Raw genomic sequence first — 16719 nt, 5'->3', positions numbered from 1 at the left:
GTAGGGGCGGCGACTCCGGCGGATTTTGGGCGCGGGACGGTTCAGTCTTCGCCGTGATTGGCGATCATCATCGCTTCAAAGGCCAGACGGTCGGTCTTCTTCATCCGCTCGGACTCCGATTTCAGCTGGCCGCAGGCGGCGAGGATGTCGCGGCCGCGCGGCGTGCGGATCGGCGAGGCATAGCCGGCATCGTTGATGAAATCGGCGAACTTCTCGATCGTCTCCCAGTCGGAGCACTCGTATTTCGAGCCTGGCCAGGGATTGAAGGGAATAAGGTTGATCTTCGCCGGCACGCCCTTGAGGAGCTTCACCAGATCGCGCGCATCCACCAGGGAGTCGTTGACGCCCTTCAGCATCACATATTCGAAGGTGATGCGGCGGGCGTTGGACAGACCCGGATAGGCCTTGCAGGCGGCGATCAGTTCCTTGAGCGGATACTTCTTGTTGATCGGCACGAGCAGGTCGCGCAGGTCGTCGCGCACGGCATGCAGTGAGATCGCCAGCATTACGCCGGCTTCCTCGCCGATGCGCACGATCTCAGGCACGACGCCCGAGGTCGAGAGCGTGATCCGGCGCTTGGAGAGTGACAGGCCGTCGCCATCCGAGCAGATCAGCATCGCCGTCTTGACGTGATCGAAATTGTAGAGCGGCTCGCCCATGCCCATCATCACCATATTGGTGATCTTGCGGCCTTCGGCAGGCACGATCGCACCCTGCGGCGTATCGCGGTCGGGGAAATCCCCCAGCCGGTCGCGGGCGAGCAGCAGCTGCGAGACGATTTCTTCAGCGGTGAGGTTGCGCACCAGACGCTGCGTGCCGGTGTGACAGAAGTCACAGGTCAGTGTGCAGCCGACCTGGGAGGAGACGCAGAGCGTACCGCGGCCTTCCTCGGGAATGTAGACGGTCTCGATCTCGACCGGGCGGCCAGCGCCGCGCGGCGGGAAGCGCAGCAGCCATTTACGGGTGCCGTCGTTGGAAATCTGCTCTTCGACGATTTCGGGCCGCTGAATGGTGAAATGGGTGCGGAGCAGCTCGCGCAGATCCTTCGACACATTGCGCATGTCGTTGAAGTCGGAGACGCCACGGATATAGAGCCAATGCCAGATTTGCTGGACGCGCATCTTGACCTGGCGTTCGGCCACACCCTTTTCGACCAGCGCCTTGGCGAGTTCCTCGCGCGAAAGGCCGATCAGGGAAGGCTTGTTGTCCAACCTGGTCTGCTTTTCAATTCCCGTCTGCGGGAACGGGGCAATTGGCTGAGCGGCAAGGCTCACGGCTTCCATCGTCGTCATGTCTGTCGGTATCCTGTCGCACGGCTCACGTGCGGGAAGACCCGCCAGCCGCGCTTGCCCATATGGGGATTTGTGGCCCGATTATCATCATTTTGCTCACGAGTCACCATCGGACAGAGTTATTGCATTATGTAATGATAGAATTGATCTTTTCTTTGCAAAATGCAATATTCATCCCATGAGGCAGGTGAGTTACTCGCGTTCAGCCCAGAAAGCGCTCCAGAAAATTCCGCGCAACGTCGCGGAGCTCATTACGTCCAAGATCGATCAGTATGCCCGCGATCCGGGAAGCCTTGCCAACAACGTCAAGAAGCTCAAAGGCGACTTCGAAGGCCTGATCCGGCTGAGGGTCGGCGATTGGCGGGTGATCATGGACGACGAGGGCAACGTGCTGATGATCCTGGAAATCAAGCCTCGAGGAGGCACTTATGAATGATATGCCGAAAAACCAAATTATCATCTCGCCCTCAGGTGAGCGCATGGTTGTCATGTCGGAGGCGAACTATTCCGCTCTGATCGAGAGGCTCGAAGATGCGGAGGATATCGCGTCTGCCACCGCCGTCCTGGAACGGATCAAACGTGGCGATGAAGAGCTTGTGCCGGCCGATGTCGTCAAGAGGCTGCTTGGGGGCGAAAGCCCGATCACGGTCTGGCGAGAGCATCGCGGCATGACGCTCTCGGCGCTCGCAGTAAGGGCTGGACTATCGCAGTCCTATCTGTCGCAGATCGAGTCCGGGAAGCGGGAGGGCAAGGTTGGTATTCTTGCGAGCCTCGCGCGCGCTCTGTCCGTCGATCTCGATGACCTGGTCACCAGCGACGCCAAATGAAAGGGCCGGTCGAGCCGGCCCTTGTAAAGCTTGCCGCAGCGCTGACGCTTACTTGCAGTTCTCGATCTTCTTCAGCGCGGCCGAGATGCCCTGGAGCGAGAAGACGTAGCCGGTCTTGGTGCCCTTCTTGGAAACGGCGCCCATGCTCATCGCCTTGCCCGAGCGCATGGAGGCGACCAATGCAGGTTCTTCGGCGGCGTTTTCCAGCCAGGCGGACCTGCCCTTGGTGAACATCACGAACGGCCGGCCGTCAATTGTAACGGTCACCTTGGAGCCCGCCTGCAGCTCGTAGCCGAGCATTGCCTGCGGCTCATAGGAGATATTCTGGCCCGGACGCTGCGTCACGAGAAAGAACACGTCGCCGTGGTCGACCTTGGCCGGGGTGAGCTGCTTGGGATCCGGAACGGTCAGCACGTAGCAGACCTTGCCGGCGCCGGCGGTATAAAAATACGCGCCCCATGCCTTGAACTGTTCGATACGGGTCGGGGATTGCGCATATGCCGACGTAGCAAAAGCCGAGACGGCCAGAAGGGCGGCAGCCAGTTTCTTCGCGAACATGTTTTCCTTCCGGTTTTCCATAAGACCGCGCGCGCTGGGTTTAGCAGAACTTGGGCGCAGCATGAGTTTGCATTCATTCTGACTTAATTCAGGTTACCAAAGTGTCAACGTGGTTTCCTACCGCGACAATATTGCCCCATTCCGGAACGGAGAAACATCGGCTGTCAGGTGTCAAGAGATTTTCCGACGCCTGTCAAGCAATTGATGGATTCTATGGAAAGATAAATCAGGCAGCATTGGGGCGTTGCAGATACGGCATTTTCAAAATACCGGCAACGCCTCCTGCCGCGAGCCCGGCCAAGGCCGGATATTAACCGGCGGTGTCGGTATCGGCGAGCGCCTTGTCCGCACGCTCGTAGTGTCGGGGTTCGAGATGCACCCGCACCGCGCTGATCGCCGCGGCGAGCACTGCAATATCATCCGAAAAGCCGACAAACGCCAGCAGATCGGGGACGACATCGAAGGGCAGAATGAAATAAGCGAGTGCCGCCAGCAATATGCCCCTTACACGGCGCGGAGATGCCGGGTCGATCGCGCAGTAGTAGCCGGCGACCACGTCGCGCGAAAAAGGAAGCTGCCGGACGGCCCGGCGGAAGGTCGGCCAGAAGCCGGCCTCAACCTTGCGGGCGCGCTTTTCCTGTTCGGATTCTTCGCCCGGCAGAAGAATTTCGCCAATCTTGACGTCGTCCATCATTCTCCAACGCTCCATCGCCACATCACGATATGGTGAGGCTCAACAGCATTTCAATGCTTGGAGGCCTTCTCCATCTTCTTGGCCAGGTTGAAATCCAATTCGGTCAGGCCCTTGGCGGAATGCGTCGTCAGCTTGACCTCGACCGTCTTATAGACGTTCGACCATTCCGGATGATGGTCGAGCTTTTCGGCCTGGATCGCGCACTCGGTCATGAAGCCGAAGGCCTCGACAAAGTTCCCGAACTTGAAGGTCTTGTTGATCGAAAGCGCGTCATCCGAAAGGATCCAGCCATCGAGTTCTTGAAGCCGCTTCGCGATCTCTGTAGTGGGAAGTTTCTCTGCTGCCATCCGGTTCCTCCTTTTTGCGACTCAAATCTTAGCATGGAAAAACGACGAATCCTCTTCGTCTGCCTCGGCAATATCTGCCGCTCCCCTCTTGGCGAGGGCTTGCTGCGGTATCATGCCGCCGAGCGTGGCTTGTCGCATCTGATCGAGACCGCTTCGGCGGGAACCGGAGGATGGCATCATGGCCATCCCCCCGACCATCGTTCGATCGCCGTCGCACGCGGCTACGGCGTCAATATTTCCGCCCAGCGCGCACGACAACTGACCGAGGACGATTTCAACAGTTTCGACCTGATCTTTGCGATGGACCGGAGCAATTTGCGGGACATCGTAAGGCGCGCGCCGCACAATTCCTCGGCCGACATCCATCTCTTCATGGATTTCGTCGGCGGTACATCACGTGACGTTCCCGATCCCTATTATGGCGATGCAGGCGATTTCGAGAATGTCTATGCGATGCTGGATGAAGGATGCCGCAAACTGCTCGACATCCTTTTCCGAAAGCAAGTATCGGCGGGTTGATCAGCCGGCAGCACAGCTCTTGGACTGGTAGGCGGAATTGATCGCCTGGATCTCGCCCTTGACGCGCGCGATTTCCGGCTCCTTGTCGTTACCCGACATCGAGCCGACGGGAACGTGAATCACTGCCATTGCCGCTGCGTCCTGGTCGGCCGTCTCTTTCTGCTCTTTGGCGAGGTTGGAGAGTTCCATGTCTTTCTGCGTCTTCAGATGCGCGAGCTGCGGGCACTGCATCTGCATATAGGTGTCGACGGGGACAGCGCTTGCAGCGATTTCTTCCGGCCGCTTGGCACAGCCGGCGGCAAGCAGCATTGCCGCACAAATGATGATCTTCTTCATGTTACCTACCAGCCTGGATCGCAGCCTCTTTTGGGCCGCTTTTTGAACGCTTGCCATATGCCTTCAAAGGTTCATTCGAGGCAAGGGCTCTTGCATATACGCAGCCATGACCCCGCAAGTTTTGCCGCAGGCGTAACAATTTCCACGCAATGGCGGATGTCAGGGTCGGAGTTTAGGGGCGAAGTTCGGCGGGCGTAATGCGCGTGGGCGCCGGCTGCAGCAGGGGATATTCCTCCTCTACCACGTAAGGACCGCCGCCGACGGAGTCGCGGGACGACATCAGCACGAACTTGGTGACGGGGAAGGGCAGCGCCTGAAAGTCTCCACGCCCGGTCAGATAGTGCACGACGTCGTCGACGCGGGCATTCTTAAGGCGGGCAAGCGTCACATGCGGGGTGAATTTCCGCGGCTCCGCCGGCAGGCCCATGCGCTGGCAGGCCCGTTCGAGATCGGCTTGCAGCGTATTGAGTTCTGCGACAGGCTGGACGCCGGCCCAGATCGAATGCGGCTTCTTGTTGCCGAAGAAGCCGGTACCGGACAGCGTGAGCATGAATTGCTGACGGCGTACCCTGTCGAGCGCTTCGACGACCTCGTCCGCCGTCCTATGATCGACGTCACCGATAAAGCGCAGGGTAATGTGGAAATTCTCGCGGTCGATCCACCTCGCCCCGGGGACGCCGCCGCGCAGAAGCGAAAGGCTAAGCGCCGCGCTCTGCGGGATTTCGAGGGCAGTGAAAAGTCTCGGCATGGCGAGCTCCCCGAATCGAACTTACAGCTTCAACGAATCATCGATCAGTCAGTGCTGCAATCCCCAAATATTGTTATCCCATATTGCATAACAAATTATTGCGGCAGGGTTTTGAGGAATTTTTCGAAGGCGGGGAAGAACTTTTCCGCCATCACTTTTGTGCCTGCACCATTTGGGTGCATGCCATCTTCGAGCTTGAGGTTGCTGTCGAGAACCACGCCATCGAGCAGGAAGGGGTAGAGCGGGACGGTGTATTTCTTGGCGAGTTCGCCATAGATCGCGTTGAAGCGGGCTTCGTAATCTCCACCCATATTGGGCGGTGCCAGAATGCCGGTCAGCACGACGGCGATCTTGCGCTCCTTCAACCGCGCGAGCATGGCATCGAGGTTTTTTGCGCTGTCTTCGGGTGACAATCCCCGCAATGCGTCGTTCGCGCCAAGTGCCAGTATCACACCATCAGTGCCGTCGGGAATCGACCAGTCGAGGCGGGCGAGACCGTCGGCGGTGGTGTCGCCGGAGACGCCGGCATTGGTGATCGCAACTTCGAGACCCTTCGATTTGGAGAGCGTTTCGAGCTGCGCGGGGAAGGCCTCGTTCGGCGGCAGCTGATAGCCGGCCGTCAGCGAATCGCCAAAGGCGACGATGTTGAAAGTGCGGGCCTGGGAGGCGGAGACAGATAAAAATAGCGTGAAGGCGGCACATAAAGCAGTTGCGAGAGCTTTAAATGTCATCCGGAGCCTCCTAAGTTGCAGCCGGCGCGTAGAACCGGTGGGCGAGATATAGGATCCGTTATTCGTGGATGAAACCATCATTGAACTGAAAAAGGCCGATCTCACGCTCGGCCAGGGTGCAAGCGCTGTCCATGTCCTCAAATCCATAGACCTCAATGTCGAAAAAGGCTCCTCAAACGGCATAACCGGCCCGTCCGGGTCGGGCAAGTCGACGCTGCTGATGGTGCTGGCCGGCCTCGAGCGGCTCGATCGTGGTGAGATTCGCATTGCCAATACGCCGCTGCATGATGCGGATGAAGACAGCCTCGCCGCTTTCCGTGGGCGCAATATCGGCATCGTCTTCCAGTCTTTCCATCTCATTCCGAACATGACGGCGCTCGAAAATGTCGCAGTGCCGCTGGAGCTCGCCGGCAACCGCGACGCCTTCAGGATAGCCGAAAAGGAACTCGTCGCCGTCGGGCTGGGGGAGCGTATGAGTCACTATCCGGGCCAGCTCTCGGGCGGCGAGCAGCAGCGCGTGGCCATCGCGCGGGCGCTTGCGCCGCAACCGAAGCTACTCATCGCCGACGAACCGACCGGCAATCTCGATGCGGAGACCGGGCGGCATATTGCCGACCTGCTCTTCGCCGAACAGGCCGGGCGCGGCATGACGCTTCTGCTGGTCACCCATGATTCGTCGCTTGCGGCGCGCTGCGGCCGGCAGATCAAGATCAGGTCCGGCGAAATCATCGATACGGGGCTCTGATATGCGGAGCGCCCGGGTTTTCTTCGGCCATCTGCCGCTGGCCTTTCGTCTTGCGCTGCGCGAAATGCGCGGCGGCTTGCGCGGCTTCTACATTTTCATGCTTTGCATCCTGCTCGGCACGGCGGCGATCGCAGGCGTGAATTCGGTCGCGCGTTCGATGACCAGTGCGATCGACGCCCAGGGCCGCGACATTCTCGCCGCCGACATCCGCTTCGGGCTGAAGAACCGCGAGGCGAGCGCCGAGGAACGCGCCTATATGCAGAGCCTTGGCACGGTGCAGCTCTCGACCAACCTGCGCTCGATGATCCGCAGCGAGGACAAGTCGGTGCAGGCGCTGGCGGAACTCAAGGCGGTCGATGGCGGCTATCCGCTTTATGGTACCTTCACCGCAGAGCCTCCTCAGCCAATTCAGCAACTGCTCGCCGAGAAGGACGGCAGTTTCGGCGCGATCGCGGCGCCCTTGCTGCTCGACCGGCTGGGGCTGAAGGTCGGCGACACGATCCTGCTTTCGGAGATGCCGCTGACGATCCGGGCAACCATTGTCAGCGAGCCGGATGCCCTCTCCGACGGATTCTCCTTCGCGCCGCGGCTGATCGTGTCGCATGACGCGCTCGTCAAGAGCGGGCTGATCAAGATCGGCAGCCTGGTCGACAATTTCTATCGGGTAAAGCTCAACGATGCCTCGCTCGGCCGCCGCGAGTTGCGCAAGGAGGCGGAGGAAAAGTTTCCGCAGGCCGGGTGGTCCGTGCGCGGTGCGTCCAATGCCGCGCCGGGGCTGACCGAGAATATCGAGCGCTTCTCCGAATTCCTTATGCTTGTCGGCCTCGCGGCGCTTGCTGCAGGCGGCGTGGGCGTGGCCAATGCAGTCAGCGCCTTCCTCGACCAGAAGCGCCAGGTGATCGCGAGCTTCAAGGGCCTCGGCGCGCCGGGGCATCTGATCGTGATGATCTACATGATCCAGATCCTTGCGATCGCGGCCGTCGCCATCCTCGGAGGCCTGATCATCGGCGCGGCGGTGACGCCGATCGCGGCGCATTTTCTCGAAGGCTATGTACCGGTACCCAAGGGTTTCCATCTCTATCCCGACGCCCTCGGCATCGCAGCCTTGTTCGGGCTGCTCACGACGGTCGCCTTCTCCATCCTGCCGCTCGGCCGCTCGCGGCTGATCCGGGCGACGGAACTGTTCCGTTCGCAATCCTATGATGGCTGGCGGCTGGTGCCGTGGCGCTACTATGTCGCGGCGGTGCTGGCTTTTCTCGCCGTGGCATTGCTCGCCGTTTTCTCCTCGGAGAACCGCTTCATCGCCTTCGTCTTCATCGTGGCCACGGCTGGCGCCTTTCTCGTGCTCCGGCTGGTCGCAGCGGGCGTCGCCGCACTTGCCAGACGGGCGCCGAAAGTCAACTCGCCGGCGCTGCGGCTCGCCATCGGCAATATCCATCGGCCGGGTGCGCTGACCTCGTCGGTGGTGCTGTCGCTTGGCCTCGGCCTGACACTGCTTGCGACACTCGCGCTGATCGAGGGCAATCTGCGCAGCAACCTTTCAGGCGCCATGGCCGAGAAAGCGCCGAACTTCTTCTTCATCGACATCCAGGGCCGCGACCTTGAGAGCTTCCGCACCGTGCTGAAACAAACCGCGCCCAAGGGCGCCGTTGTCGAGGTGCCGATGCTGCGCGGCCGCATCCTCGAGTTCAATGGCGAGGATGTGCAGAAGCGCGAGATCGATCCCAATGCGAAATGGGTGCTGCAGGGTGATCGCGGCATCACCTATGCGGAGGCAACGCCCGCCAATTCGTCGATCAAGGAAGGCAAATGGTGGCCGAAGGACTATTCCGGCGAACCGCTCGTGTCCTTCTCGGCGGAAGAGGGTGCTGAGCTTCGGCTCAAGCTCGGCGATACCGTGACGGTCAATGTGCTCGGCCGCAACATCACCGCCCGTATCGCGAATTTCCGCACCGTCGAATGGCGGTCGATGTCGATCAATTTCGTCATGGTCTTCTCACCCAACACGTTCAAGGGCGCGCCACATGCCTGGCTCGCGACGCTCACCGATCCTGGCGCCTCGCTGGCGGAGGATGCCAGGGTGATGCGCGATGTGACGAATGCCTTTCCCGGCATCACCTCGGTGCGGATCAAGGATGCACTCGACGTCGCCTCCGCCATCGTCGCGCAGATCGCGGTGGCGATCCGCGCGGCCGCCTCGATCGCCATCGTTGTGTCGGTTTTGGTGCTCGCCGGTGCAATCGCCGCTGGCAACCGGGCCCGCATCCATGATGCCGTGGTGCTCAAGACTTTGGGCGCACGGCGGATGATGCTGGCGCGCGCCTATCTCTACGAATATTTCCTGCTCGGCGTGTCGGCTTCCGTCTTCGCGCTCGCGGCGGCGACGGCGGCCGCGTGGTATGTGATGATCGAGATCATGGACCTGCCATTCCAATTCCTGCCCGGCACGGCCGTTTCGACCGTCATCGTAGCGCTGCTGGTCACCGCCGGAACGGGTCTGATCGGCACATGGTCCGTTCTGGGACAGAAGGCGGCGCCGGTGCTCAGGGAGCTTTGAAAAAGGTGACCGCATTTCACATTTGCGATGCTCACGAGGTCGTGATGACGCAAAAGTCATCGCAGACCCTCTTGCCTCCGATTGAAAGGTTCCCCATATTCTCTGTTAGCTTGCTGAAGCTCCGCAGCGGCGCACGGGCAATGACCGCTCTTTCGGCCTATGGTCCGACACCGTGATTTTCCAAAAAAACCGGAGCTTTGATAGAGGAAACTATGTCTGACATCAGAGACTTTCAAACCCGAACGGCGAGTGTCGCCGGCGTCCGTACCGATGCCGACATCGACCAGGGCCTCCGCGCATATATGCTCAAGGTGTACAACCTTATGGCATTGGGTGTCGCGCTCACGGGTCTCGTCGCCTACTTCGTGGCGGAAGCCGCCTTCACCAACGGCCAGATCAACGGCCTCGGCCAGGCGATCTACGCCAGCCCGCTCCGCTGGGTCGTGATCCTTGCTCCCCTTGCTCCGGTGCTCTTCCTGAGCTTCGGCATCGAGCGGATGAGCGCGTTCACCGCGCAGTTGCTGTTCTGGGTCTATGCCGGCCTCGTTGGCCTGTCGCTGTCGACCGTGTTCGTCGTCTATACGAACGCGTCGATCGTGCAGACTTTCGCGGTGACCGCCGCATCCTTTGCCGCCCTCTCGCTCTACGGCTACACGACGAAGCGCAGCCTGTCGGCAATGGGTTCGTTCATGATGATGGGCCTGTTCGGCCTGATCATCGCCTCGCTGGTGAACCTGTTCCTGCAGTCTTCAGCCCTTGACTTCGCCATCTCGGCGATCGGCGTTCTGGTCTTCGCCGGCCTGACCGCCTGGGACACACAGAAGATCAAGGAAATGTACCTCGAAAGCGCCGGCGGTGAAGCCATCAACAAGATGGCGATCATGGGTGCGTTGAACCTGTACATGGACTTCATCAACCTGTTCCTGTTCCTGCTCCGTTTCATGGGCAATCGCGAATAGAACTGGTTTCTGATAGTGATACGAGGGCGGCTTTCGAGCCGCCCTTTTTCTTTGTCTTGATACCGAGAGCCTGAGATGAAAATCCGCATTCGCGATGCCGTTGCCACCGATCTTCCCGTCATCATCGAGATCTACCGCGAGTCCGTTCTGACCGGAACGTCGAGCTACGAGCTTGAGCCGCCGTCGGATGAGGAAATGGCGTCCCGTTTCGCCACCATCACCGGCCAGAACTATCCCTACATCATTGCCGAGGACGAGAAGGGGAGGGTGCTCGGCTATGCCTATGCCTCCGCCTTCCGGACACGGCCGGCCTACCGATATCTCGCCGAGGATTCGGTCTATGTCGCGCCGGACGCGCGCGGCATGGGCGTCGGTGGCACGTTGCTCGATGCGCTGATGAGCGCCACGGCGAGCATCGGCATCCGTCAGATGGTGGCCGTCATCGGCGGCGCCAGCCCTGCCTCGATCGCGGTGCACGAGAAGGCCGGCTTCAAGCATGTCGGCCGCCTCCCGGCGAGCGGTTTCAAGTTTGGGAAGTGGCTAGATACGGTGCTGATGCAGATCGACCTCGGCGAAGGCGCCGATACGGTGCCGACCGCGGAGCCGGGGTTGAAGAAGTTGGCGTAGAGGTATGTAGCCAAGACCCCTCCCCATCCCTCCCCACAAGGGGGAGGGCTAATTTGGGGCGCCCGAGCCAGCCTGTGGAAGCGCTGCTGCAAGTGGCGCCTGTCCGATCAAGCCAAGTGCGGGTCAGCACGTTAAGCCCTCCCCCTTGTGGGGAGGGTTTGGGAGGGGTCCTACTAAGTTGGTGCCTACTGCTCGCCCAGCTTCATCTCCGGATCGTAGTCCTTCCCCGGCACTTCCTTGACCACTGCCTGACCTGCGATCACAACGCCTGTTTGCCCGTTGAAAGTCAGCGAGGGCGAGCCATGCAGGTCCCAGCCTTTGTTGAGCGCTGCGGTGACGCGATGGCAGAAGGCTGCGTCGTCGGGGCCGGTGATGAAGCGATAGACCTTCATTTTATTGTTCTTTCCTTGATCATGCTGGCGCGGGCGGCGAGCCGTCCGGCCTGTTCCAAATGCAGCCGCTCCACCATGCGGCCATTGATGCTGATGGCGTTTCGGCCCGCTGTGTCCGGCGCGGAGAAGGCGGCGATGATCTCCTCTGCCTCGGCGATCTCGGCCGCCGAGGGCGCGTAAGCGCGGTTTGCGCCGTCGATCTGTGCCGGATGGATCAGCATCTTGCCGTCGAAGCCCATGGCGCGGCCCTGCAGGCATTCGGCCTCGAAGCCCTGGAGCTCGCGGAATTCATTCGAGACGGAGTCGATGACGGAGAGGCCGAAGGCGCGTGCCGCCAGCACGACCTGCATCATCCAAGGGACGAGATAGGTTCGCGCAGGATCGAAGGGCACGCCGGCATCCTTGCGGAGATCATTGAGGCCGATCACGAAGCAGTCGAGGCGTCCGCCATGGGTGCGTCCGACCTCGGCGATCGAGCCGGCGTTCAGGATGGCGAGCGGCGTCTCGATCATCGCCCAGATGCGGATTCCATCCGGTGCGTCGCTTTCCGAAAGCTGCGTCGCAAGATCGAGAACATCGTCCTGCGCCCGCACCTTCGGCAGCAGCACGGCATCCGGTTCGCATTCGAGAACCAGCGCGATATCCTCGGCGAAATGGGACGAGCTTGTCTCATTGACGCGGATCACGACCTCGCGGCCGGGCGTGCGGTCGCCGGCGAGATAGGCGCGGATATTGTCGCGCGCTTCCTGCTTCATTTCCTCGGCCACGGCGTCCTCGAGATCGAGGATCACGACATCCGCATCGAGGCTCGCGAGCTTGTCGATCGCCCGCCGGTTGGAGGCCGGAAGGCAGAGGACGGATCGCCGGAGATGGGTCGGATGGTGATCGAAGGACAGGCTCATCGCGCTTCTATGGCCCGAATTCAGCCCCGTTTCAAGGATATGTGAGTCCTTGATGTGCTCGAACCTCTTGCATTTGACGGGTTCCTGCCCCACATTGTCTTTAAAGGACGGTGACCATCATGCGAAGCATTCGCGCATTCTTCATCACTCTGGCTGGGCTCACTTTCGTGGCCATCATTACGGTGTTTACCGCGTCGATCGGTATTGCGCTGGCCGGCGTGGCGACGGTGCTTCTGTTTGGCCAATGGTTGTCCTCGGTCCTTTCCAGCCACGAGCGTCAGCCGCAACCGGCACGAGCCTATACCCGCGCCGAGCAGCGCGCGAAGGAACAGCGTGATCGCGAGATGCGCGTCTGGAACGACGGCAAGGGCACCATTATCGACATGTGACGGCACGGCCGGGCGACGCGCCACGGCCGAAGCAAGGCGGACGATTTCGTGCCGCCTTTTTTGTTGTCTTGAGTTCGGGAAGTGACGGACGGGCATGCAGTTCACGGGTACGGATCATTACATCGCCGACAAGGACCTGATGGTCGCGGTCAATGCCGCGATCCGTCTGGAAAGGCCATTGCTCGTCAAGGGCGAGCCCGGCACCGGCAAGACCGAACTTGCACGCCAGGTCGCCCGTAGCCTGGGCCTCGATCTCATTGAATGGAACGTGAAGTCTACCACCAAGGCGCAGCAGGGGCTCTACGAGTATGATGCAGTCTCGCGCCTGCGCGACAGCCAGCTCGGCGACATCAGGGTGCACGACATCAAGAACTATATCCGCAAGGGCAAGCTCTGGAATGCCTTTGAGGCCGGCCAGAAAGTCGGGGGCCGGAAGGTCGTGCTGTTGATCGACGAGATCGACAAGGCCGATATAGAGTTCCCCAACGACCTCCTGCAGGAACTCGACCGCATGGAGTTCCATGTCTACGAGACCGACGAGACGATCCGCGCCTCGGTCCGGCCAATCGTCATCATCACCTCGAACAACGAGAAGGAACTGCCGGACGCCTTCCTGCGACGCTGCTTCTTTCACTATATCCGCTTCCCCGATGCCGACACTTTGGCTGCGATTGTCGAGGTCCATTATCCCGGCATCAAGAAGAAGCTTCTGTCGGAGGCGCTGACGCGTTTCTTCGAAATCCGCGAGACGCCGGGGCTCAAGAAGAAGCCTTCGACCTCGGAGGCGCTCGACTGGATCCGCCTGCTGGTGACCGACGATGTCGAGCCCGAGACGCTGGCAGCAAGCGACAAGAACGCCCTGCCGAAACTCCACGGCGCGCTGCTCAAGAACGAGCAGGACGTGCATCTCTTCGAACGGCTGGCCTTCATGGCCAGACGCGAGATGCGATAGGGCGCTTGGCCCGCCGTCAGGCTGCTCTGCGCCCGCCAAAAACAACCGAATTTCCACCCGATTGAAAATCTGCGTCGCCCGGTATAAGAGAAAACCGTGGTGATTTGCCGGCCGGCTTGCAGCCACGTTAAACAACTCGCTAAACAGGGCCACCCGCACTCGGGGACCGTCAGCGATTGTTTATCCGCCGGCGTTAGGAGTGCCCGAAAATGCCGATCAAGATTCCAGACCAGTTGCCTGCCTTCCAGACCCTCGTTCAGGAGGGTGTCTCGGTGATGTCGGATTCCGCCGCCATCCGGCAGGATATCCGCCCGCTGCAGATCGGCCTGCTCAACCTGATGCCCAACAAGATCAAGACCGAGCTGCAGATCGCCCGTCTGGTAGGCGCTTCGCCGCTGCAGGTAGAATTCTCTCTGGTCCGGATCGGCAATCACAAGTCCAAGAACACGTCCGAGGACCATCTGCTCGCCTTCTACAACACCTGGGACGAGATCAAGCACCGCAAGTTCGACGGTTTCATCATCACCGGCGCGCCGGTCGAGATGCTTGACTACGAGGACGTGACCTATTGGGACGAGATGAAGGCGATCCTCGACTGGACCGAGACCAATGTCCATTCGACGCTCAACATCTGCTGGGGCGCGATGGCGGCGATCTATCACTTCCACAAGGTGCCGAAATATATCCTGGCCGAAAAGGCCTTCGGCGTGTACCAGCACCGCAATCTCAATCCGTCCTCGCCCTACCTGCTCGGCTTTTCGGATGACTTTGCCGTGCCCGTATCGCGCTGGACCGAGGTGCTGCAGAAGGACATCGACCCATCTTCCGGCCTCGAAGCGCTGATGACCTCGCCCGACGCCGGCCTTTGCCTCGTTGCCGAGAAGCGGGGCAACCGGCTCTACATGTTCAACCATGTGGAATATGACTCGACGTCACTCGCCGACGAATATTTCCGCGACCAGGCGGCCGGAATCCCGATCAAGATGCCCGCCAACTATTTTGCCCATAACGACCCGACCCAGGTGCCGCTCAACCGCTGGCGCAGCCATGCGCATCTGCTGTTCGGCAACTGGATCAACCAGGTCTACCAGACGACGGAATTCGATCTCTCCAAGGTCGGGATTCCGGCCAGGGTGCTGGAGGAGGCGTAAGGCGCAGTGTTCATTCCCTTCTTCCTCGAGCTCAAGGCAGCCAAGGTCCCGGTGACGCTCCGGGAATTTCTGACGCTGATGGAGGGGATGGACCAGCACATAGCCGACTATGATGTGGAGGGGTTCTATTTCCTCGCGCGTGCGGCACTGGTGAAGGATGAGCGCTTCATCGATCGCTTCGACCAGGTCTTTGCGCATTATTTCAAGGGTGTGGGGGCCGTGTCGGGCCAGCCCGTGATCGACGTCCGCGATCTGCCCGAGGAATGGCTGCGGCGGCTGGCCGACAAGCATCTGACCGAGGAGGAGAAGAAGCTGGTCGAGGCGCTCGGCGGCTTCGACAAGCTGATGCAGACGCTGAAAGAGCGGCTTGAGGATCAGAAAGGCCGGCATCAGGGCGGCTCGAAATGGATCGGCACGGGCGGCACGTCGCCCTTCGGCGCCGGCGGCTACAATCCCGAAGGCGTGCGGATCGGACAGAACGAGTCGCGCCATCGCCGGGCGGTGAAGGTATGGGACGAGCGCGCCTTCAAAAACCTCGACGATTCCGTCGAACTCGGCACGCGCAATATCAAGGTGGCACTCAAGCGTCTCCGGCGCTGGGTGCGCGACGGCGCCGACGAGGAACTCGATCTCGACGACACGATCCGCTCGACCGCCGAACATGGCTGGCTCGACGTCAAGACTCGGCCGGAGCGCAAGAACCGGCTGAAACTGCTGATGTTCTTCGATATCGGCGGGTCGATGGACGACCATCTGAAGGTCGCCGAGGAGCTGTTCTCGGCGGCGAAGTCGGAGTTCCGCCAGCTCGAATATTTCTACTTCCACAATTGCCTCTACGAAGGCGTCTGGAAGGACAACTATCGCCGCAAGACCTCCATGATCGACACGCTGGACGTGATCCGCACCTATGGGCCGGACTACAAGGTGATCTTCGCTGGCGACGCCTCCATGAGCCCCTATGAGATCACCATGCCCGGCGGGTCCGTCGAGCACTGGAACAAGGAAGCGGGCATGGTCTGGCTCGAACGCGTGACCAGCCATTTCCGCAAGGCCGTGTGGCTCAATCCGGTCAAGGAACAGTATTGGGGTTACACCCATTCGATCGGACTGGTCCGCCAGCTCTTCGGCGACCGGATGTATCCGCTGACGCTGGGCGGCCTGGAGGCTGCGGCAAAAGAATTGTCGCGATAGGCTGCCAAGCCCTATATATCCTAGGTCAATCTCGTAATTCCGGAGCAAGACCATGACCGAAGCGGCCAAGACCACCATCGACCAGGCCGAAGTGGACCGCTTCTCCGCCATGGCGGCGGAGTGGTGGGATCCGACGGGCAAGTTCAAGCCGCTGCACAAGTTCAATCCCGTCAGGCTGCAATATATCCGTGATCGCGCCTGCCACCAGTTCGGCCGGGACGCGAAGGCGCATCGTTCGCTCGAAGGATTGCGCGTGCTCGATATCGGCTGCGGCGGCGGGTTGCTCTCCGAGCCGGTGTCGCGGATGGGCGCCAATGTGCTGGGTGCCGATGCGTCGGAGAAGAATATCCGCATTGCGCAGACACATGCCGAGCAGTCGGGCGCCATCGTCGATTATCGCGCCGTGACGGCCGAGGCGCTCGCGGCCGATGGCGAGAAGTTCGATATCGTGCTCAACATGGAAGTGGTCGAGCATGTCTCCGACGTGCCCTTCTTCATCGAGACCTGCGCCGCGATGGTGAAGCCCGGCGGGCTGATGTTCGTCGCCACGATCAATCGCACCCTCAAGGCTGCGGCGCTTGCCATCGTCGCAGCCGAGAATATCCTGCGCTGGCTGCCGCGCGGAACGCATCAATATGAGAAACTCGTCCGTCCTGAGGAGATCGAAGCACCGCTCAACGCCTCCGGCATGGCTGTGACCGACCGCACCGGCGTGTTCTTCAATCCATTCCAGAACCAGTGGAACCTGTCGAAGGACATGGATGTGAACTATATGATCGTGGCCGAGAGGCCGTAATTCCGG

The 16719-nt window shown here is 60.7% G+C and carries 21 protein-coding genes and 1 riboswitch; of the genes, 12 read left to right on the top strand and 9 right to left on the bottom strand.

Annotation, left to right across the window (positions count from 1 at the left end):
• Positions 1-41 precede the first annotated feature (41 nt).
• The gene (rlmN, locus tag AC2YI2_RS27510; RefSeq protein ID WP_487389724.1) at positions 42-1292 is read right to left on the bottom strand and encodes a dual-specificity RNA methyltransferase RlmN; all 1251 of its coding nucleotides are present in this window, start codon (positions 1290-1292) and stop codon (positions 42-44) included.
• Between rlmN and AC2YI2_RS27505 the strand changes: the two genes are divergently transcribed.
• Together AC2YI2_RS27505 and AC2YI2_RS27500 are read left to right on the top strand one after the other, a co-directional pair.
• Positions 1291-1728, top strand: a complete 438-nt coding sequence (locus AC2YI2_RS27505) for a type II toxin-antitoxin system RelE family toxin (protein WP_487389723.1) — start codon at positions 1291-1293, stop codon at positions 1726-1728. The genes rlmN and AC2YI2_RS27505 overlap by 2 nt on opposite strands.
• Positions 1721-2119 carry a helix-turn-helix domain-containing protein gene (locus tag AC2YI2_RS27500; RefSeq protein ID WP_487389722.1) on the top strand — a complete coding sequence of 133 codons (399 nt, stop codon included), beginning with the start codon at positions 1721-1723 and terminating at the stop codon, positions 2117-2119. Before AC2YI2_RS27505 ends, AC2YI2_RS27500 begins: the two co-directional genes overlap by 8 nt.
• Before the next feature lie 48 nt (positions 2120-2167).
• Here the strand turns inward: AC2YI2_RS27500 and AC2YI2_RS27495 are convergent, their stop codons facing one another.
• The 3 genes from AC2YI2_RS27495 to AC2YI2_RS27485 form a co-directional block, all read right to left on the bottom strand.
• Positions 2168-2677, bottom strand: coding sequence for an invasion associated locus B family protein (locus AC2YI2_RS27495; protein WP_487389721.1), 510 nt, complete (start codon positions 2675-2677; stop codon positions 2168-2170).
• A gap of 310 nt (positions 2678-2987) precedes the next feature.
• Positions 2988-3368, bottom strand: a complete 381-nt coding sequence (locus tag AC2YI2_RS27490; RefSeq protein ID WP_487389781.1) for a YkvA family protein — start codon at positions 3366-3368, stop codon at positions 2988-2990.
• A 53-nt stretch (positions 3369-3421) separates the two neighbouring features.
• The gene (locus AC2YI2_RS27485; RefSeq protein ID WP_487389720.1) at positions 3422-3718 is read right to left on the bottom strand and encodes a 4a-hydroxytetrahydrobiopterin dehydratase; all 297 of its coding nucleotides are present in this window, start codon (positions 3716-3718) and stop codon (positions 3422-3424) included.
• Between the two features lie 33 nt (positions 3719-3751).
• Between AC2YI2_RS27485 and AC2YI2_RS27480 the strand changes: the two genes are divergently transcribed.
• Positions 3752-4237, top strand: a complete 486-nt coding sequence (locus AC2YI2_RS27480) for a low molecular weight protein-tyrosine-phosphatase (RefSeq protein ID WP_487389719.1) — start codon at positions 3752-3754, stop codon at positions 4235-4237.
• Here the strand turns inward: AC2YI2_RS27480 and AC2YI2_RS27475 are convergent, their stop codons facing one another.
• The 3 genes from AC2YI2_RS27475 to AC2YI2_RS27465 all read right to left on the bottom strand — a co-directional run bounded on the left by AC2YI2_RS27475 (position 4238) and on the right by AC2YI2_RS27465 (position 6052).
• The gene (locus AC2YI2_RS27475; RefSeq protein ID WP_487389718.1) at positions 4238-4573 is read right to left on the bottom strand and encodes a hypothetical protein; all 336 of its coding nucleotides are present in this window, start codon (positions 4571-4573) and stop codon (positions 4238-4240) included.
• A 172-nt stretch (positions 4574-4745) separates the two neighbouring features.
• The gene (gene thpR, locus AC2YI2_RS27470; protein WP_487389717.1) at positions 4746-5321 is read right to left on the bottom strand and encodes an RNA 2',3'-cyclic phosphodiesterase; all 576 of its coding nucleotides are present in this window, start codon (positions 5319-5321) and stop codon (positions 4746-4748) included.
• A gap of 95 nt (positions 5322-5416) precedes the next feature.
• Positions 5417-6052: an arylesterase gene (locus AC2YI2_RS27465; RefSeq protein WP_487389716.1), complete on the bottom strand. Its 636-nt coding sequence runs from the start codon at positions 6050-6052 to the stop codon at positions 5417-5419.
• 64 nt (positions 6053-6116) lie between these two features.
• On the opposite strand from AC2YI2_RS27465, the gene AC2YI2_RS27460 reads away from it, so the two are divergent.
• The 4 genes from AC2YI2_RS27460 to AC2YI2_RS27445 all read left to right on the top strand — a co-directional run bounded on the left by AC2YI2_RS27460 (position 6117) and on the right by AC2YI2_RS27445 (position 10940).
• A complete protein-coding gene (locus tag AC2YI2_RS27460; RefSeq protein ID WP_487389715.1) occupies positions 6117-6797 on the top strand; it encodes an ABC transporter ATP-binding protein in 681 nt (226 codons plus the stop codon).
• 1 nt (position 6798) lies between these two features.
• Positions 6799-9354, top strand: coding sequence for an ABC transporter permease (locus AC2YI2_RS27455; RefSeq protein ID WP_487389714.1), 2556 nt, complete (start codon positions 6799-6801; stop codon positions 9352-9354).
• Positions 9355-9566: 212 nt separating this feature from the next.
• Complete coding sequence (locus AC2YI2_RS27450; protein WP_487389713.1) at positions 9567-10313, top strand: Bax inhibitor-1/YccA family protein; 747 nt, start codon at positions 9567-9569, stop codon at positions 10311-10313.
• Between the two features lie 75 nt (positions 10314-10388).
• Positions 10389-10940, top strand: a complete 552-nt coding sequence (locus AC2YI2_RS27445; protein ID WP_487389712.1) for an N-acetyltransferase family protein — start codon at positions 10389-10391, stop codon at positions 10938-10940.
• A 185-nt stretch (positions 10941-11125) separates the two neighbouring features.
• Here AC2YI2_RS27445 and AC2YI2_RS27440 read toward each other — a convergent pair whose 3' ends face one another.
• Positions 11126-11332 carry a DUF1737 domain-containing protein gene (locus tag AC2YI2_RS27440; RefSeq protein ID WP_487389711.1) on the bottom strand — a complete coding sequence of 69 codons (207 nt, stop codon included), beginning with the start codon at positions 11330-11332 and terminating at the stop codon, positions 11126-11128.
• The gene (locus tag AC2YI2_RS27435) at positions 11329-12234 is read right to left on the bottom strand and encodes an HpcH/HpaI aldolase/citrate lyase family protein (protein WP_487389710.1); all 906 of its coding nucleotides are present in this window, start codon (positions 12232-12234) and stop codon (positions 11329-11331) included. Before AC2YI2_RS27435 ends, AC2YI2_RS27440 begins: the two co-directional genes overlap by 4 nt.
• A 119-nt stretch (positions 12235-12353) precedes the next feature.
• On the opposite strand from AC2YI2_RS27435, the gene AC2YI2_RS27430 reads away from it, so the two are divergent.
• The 5 genes from AC2YI2_RS27430 to ubiG all read left to right on the top strand — a co-directional run bounded on the left by AC2YI2_RS27430 (position 12354) and on the right by ubiG (position 16713).
• A complete protein-coding gene (locus tag AC2YI2_RS27430; protein WP_487389709.1) occupies positions 12354-12623 on the top strand; it encodes a hypothetical protein in 270 nt (89 codons plus the stop codon).
• 94 nt (positions 12624-12717) lie between these two features.
• Positions 12718-13575 (top strand): AAA family ATPase, encoded by an 858-nt coding sequence (locus AC2YI2_RS27425; protein ID WP_487389708.1) that lies wholly within the window; start codon positions 12718-12720, stop codon positions 13573-13575.
• An 86-nt stretch (positions 13576-13661) separates the two neighbouring features.
• Positions 13662-13739, top strand: a riboswitch (SAM riboswitch).
• A gap of 45 nt (positions 13740-13784) precedes the next feature.
• Positions 13785-14726 carry a homoserine O-acetyltransferase MetA gene (metA, locus tag AC2YI2_RS27420; RefSeq protein WP_487389707.1) on the top strand — a complete coding sequence of 314 codons (942 nt, stop codon included), beginning with the start codon at positions 13785-13787 and terminating at the stop codon, positions 14724-14726.
• A 6-nt stretch (positions 14727-14732) separates the two neighbouring features.
• On the top strand, positions 14733-15917 hold the full coding sequence (locus tag AC2YI2_RS27415) for a vWA domain-containing protein (protein ID WP_487389706.1): 1185 nt from the start codon (positions 14733-14735) through the stop codon (positions 15915-15917).
• 52 nt (positions 15918-15969) lie between these two features.
• Positions 15970-16713: a bifunctional 2-polyprenyl-6-hydroxyphenol methylase/3-demethylubiquinol 3-O-methyltransferase UbiG gene (ubiG, locus tag AC2YI2_RS27410; RefSeq protein ID WP_487389705.1), complete on the top strand. Its 744-nt coding sequence runs from the start codon at positions 15970-15972 to the stop codon at positions 16711-16713.
• The last annotated feature ends 6 nt before the right edge of the window (positions 16714-16719 follow it).

This window comes from Rhizobium sp. SRI_017 (assembly GCF_057586295.1).
This window is presented reverse-complemented; position numbering and strand designations above follow the sequence as displayed.

Bases quoted from the DNA above. Each gene is read 5' to 3' on its own strand.
- AC2YI2_RS27505 (WP_487389723.1), top strand. From the start codon at position 1,291: ATGTCTGTCGGTATCCTGTCGCACGGCTCACGTGCGGGAAGACCCGCC.
- rlmN (WP_487389724.1), bottom strand. From the start codon at position 1,292: ATGACGACGATGGAAGCCGTGAGCCTTGCCGCTCAGCCAATTGCCCCG.
- AC2YI2_RS27500 (WP_487389722.1), top strand. From the start codon at position 1,721: ATGAATGATATGCCGAAAAACCAAATTATCATCTCGCCCTCAGGTGAG.
- AC2YI2_RS27495 (WP_487389721.1), bottom strand. From the start codon at position 2,677: ATGTTCGCGAAGAAACTGGCTGCCGCCCTTCTGGCCGTCTCGGCTTTT.
- AC2YI2_RS27490 (WP_487389781.1), bottom strand. From the start codon at position 3,368: ATGGACGACGTCAAGATTGGCGAAATTCTTCTGCCGGGCGAAGAATCC.
- AC2YI2_RS27485 (WP_487389720.1), bottom strand. From the start codon at position 3,718: ATGGCAGCAGAGAAACTTCCCACTACAGAGATCGCGAAGCGGCTTCAA.
- AC2YI2_RS27480 (WP_487389719.1), top strand. From the start codon at position 3,752: ATGGAAAAACGACGAATCCTCTTCGTCTGCCTCGGCAATATCTGCCGC.
- AC2YI2_RS27475 (WP_487389718.1), bottom strand. From the start codon at position 4,573: ATGAAGAAGATCATCATTTGTGCGGCAATGCTGCTTGCCGCCGGCTGT.
- thpR (WP_487389717.1), bottom strand. From the start codon at position 5,321: ATGCCGAGACTTTTCACTGCCCTCGAAATCCCGCAGAGCGCGGCGCTT.
- AC2YI2_RS27465 (WP_487389716.1), bottom strand. From the start codon at position 6,052: ATGACATTTAAAGCTCTCGCAACTGCTTTATGTGCCGCCTTCACGCTA.
- AC2YI2_RS27455 (WP_487389714.1), top strand. From the start codon at position 6,799: ATGCGGAGCGCCCGGGTTTTCTTCGGCCATCTGCCGCTGGCCTTTCGT.
- AC2YI2_RS27450 (WP_487389713.1), top strand. From the start codon at position 9,567: ATGTCTGACATCAGAGACTTTCAAACCCGAACGGCGAGTGTCGCCGGC.
- AC2YI2_RS27445 (WP_487389712.1), top strand. From the start codon at position 10,389: ATGAAAATCCGCATTCGCGATGCCGTTGCCACCGATCTTCCCGTCATC.
- AC2YI2_RS27440 (WP_487389711.1), bottom strand. From the start codon at position 11,332: ATGAAGGTCTATCGCTTCATCACCGGCCCCGACGACGCAGCCTTCTGC.
- AC2YI2_RS27435 (WP_487389710.1), bottom strand. From the start codon at position 12,234: ATGAGCCTGTCCTTCGATCACCATCCGACCCATCTCCGGCGATCCGTC.
- AC2YI2_RS27430 (WP_487389709.1), top strand. From the start codon at position 12,354: ATGCGAAGCATTCGCGCATTCTTCATCACTCTGGCTGGGCTCACTTTC.
- AC2YI2_RS27425 (WP_487389708.1), top strand. From the start codon at position 12,718: ATGCAGTTCACGGGTACGGATCATTACATCGCCGACAAGGACCTGATG.
- metA (WP_487389707.1), top strand. From the start codon at position 13,785: ATGCCGATCAAGATTCCAGACCAGTTGCCTGCCTTCCAGACCCTCGTT.
- ubiG (WP_487389705.1), top strand. From the start codon at position 15,970: ATGACCGAAGCGGCCAAGACCACCATCGACCAGGCCGAAGTGGACCGC.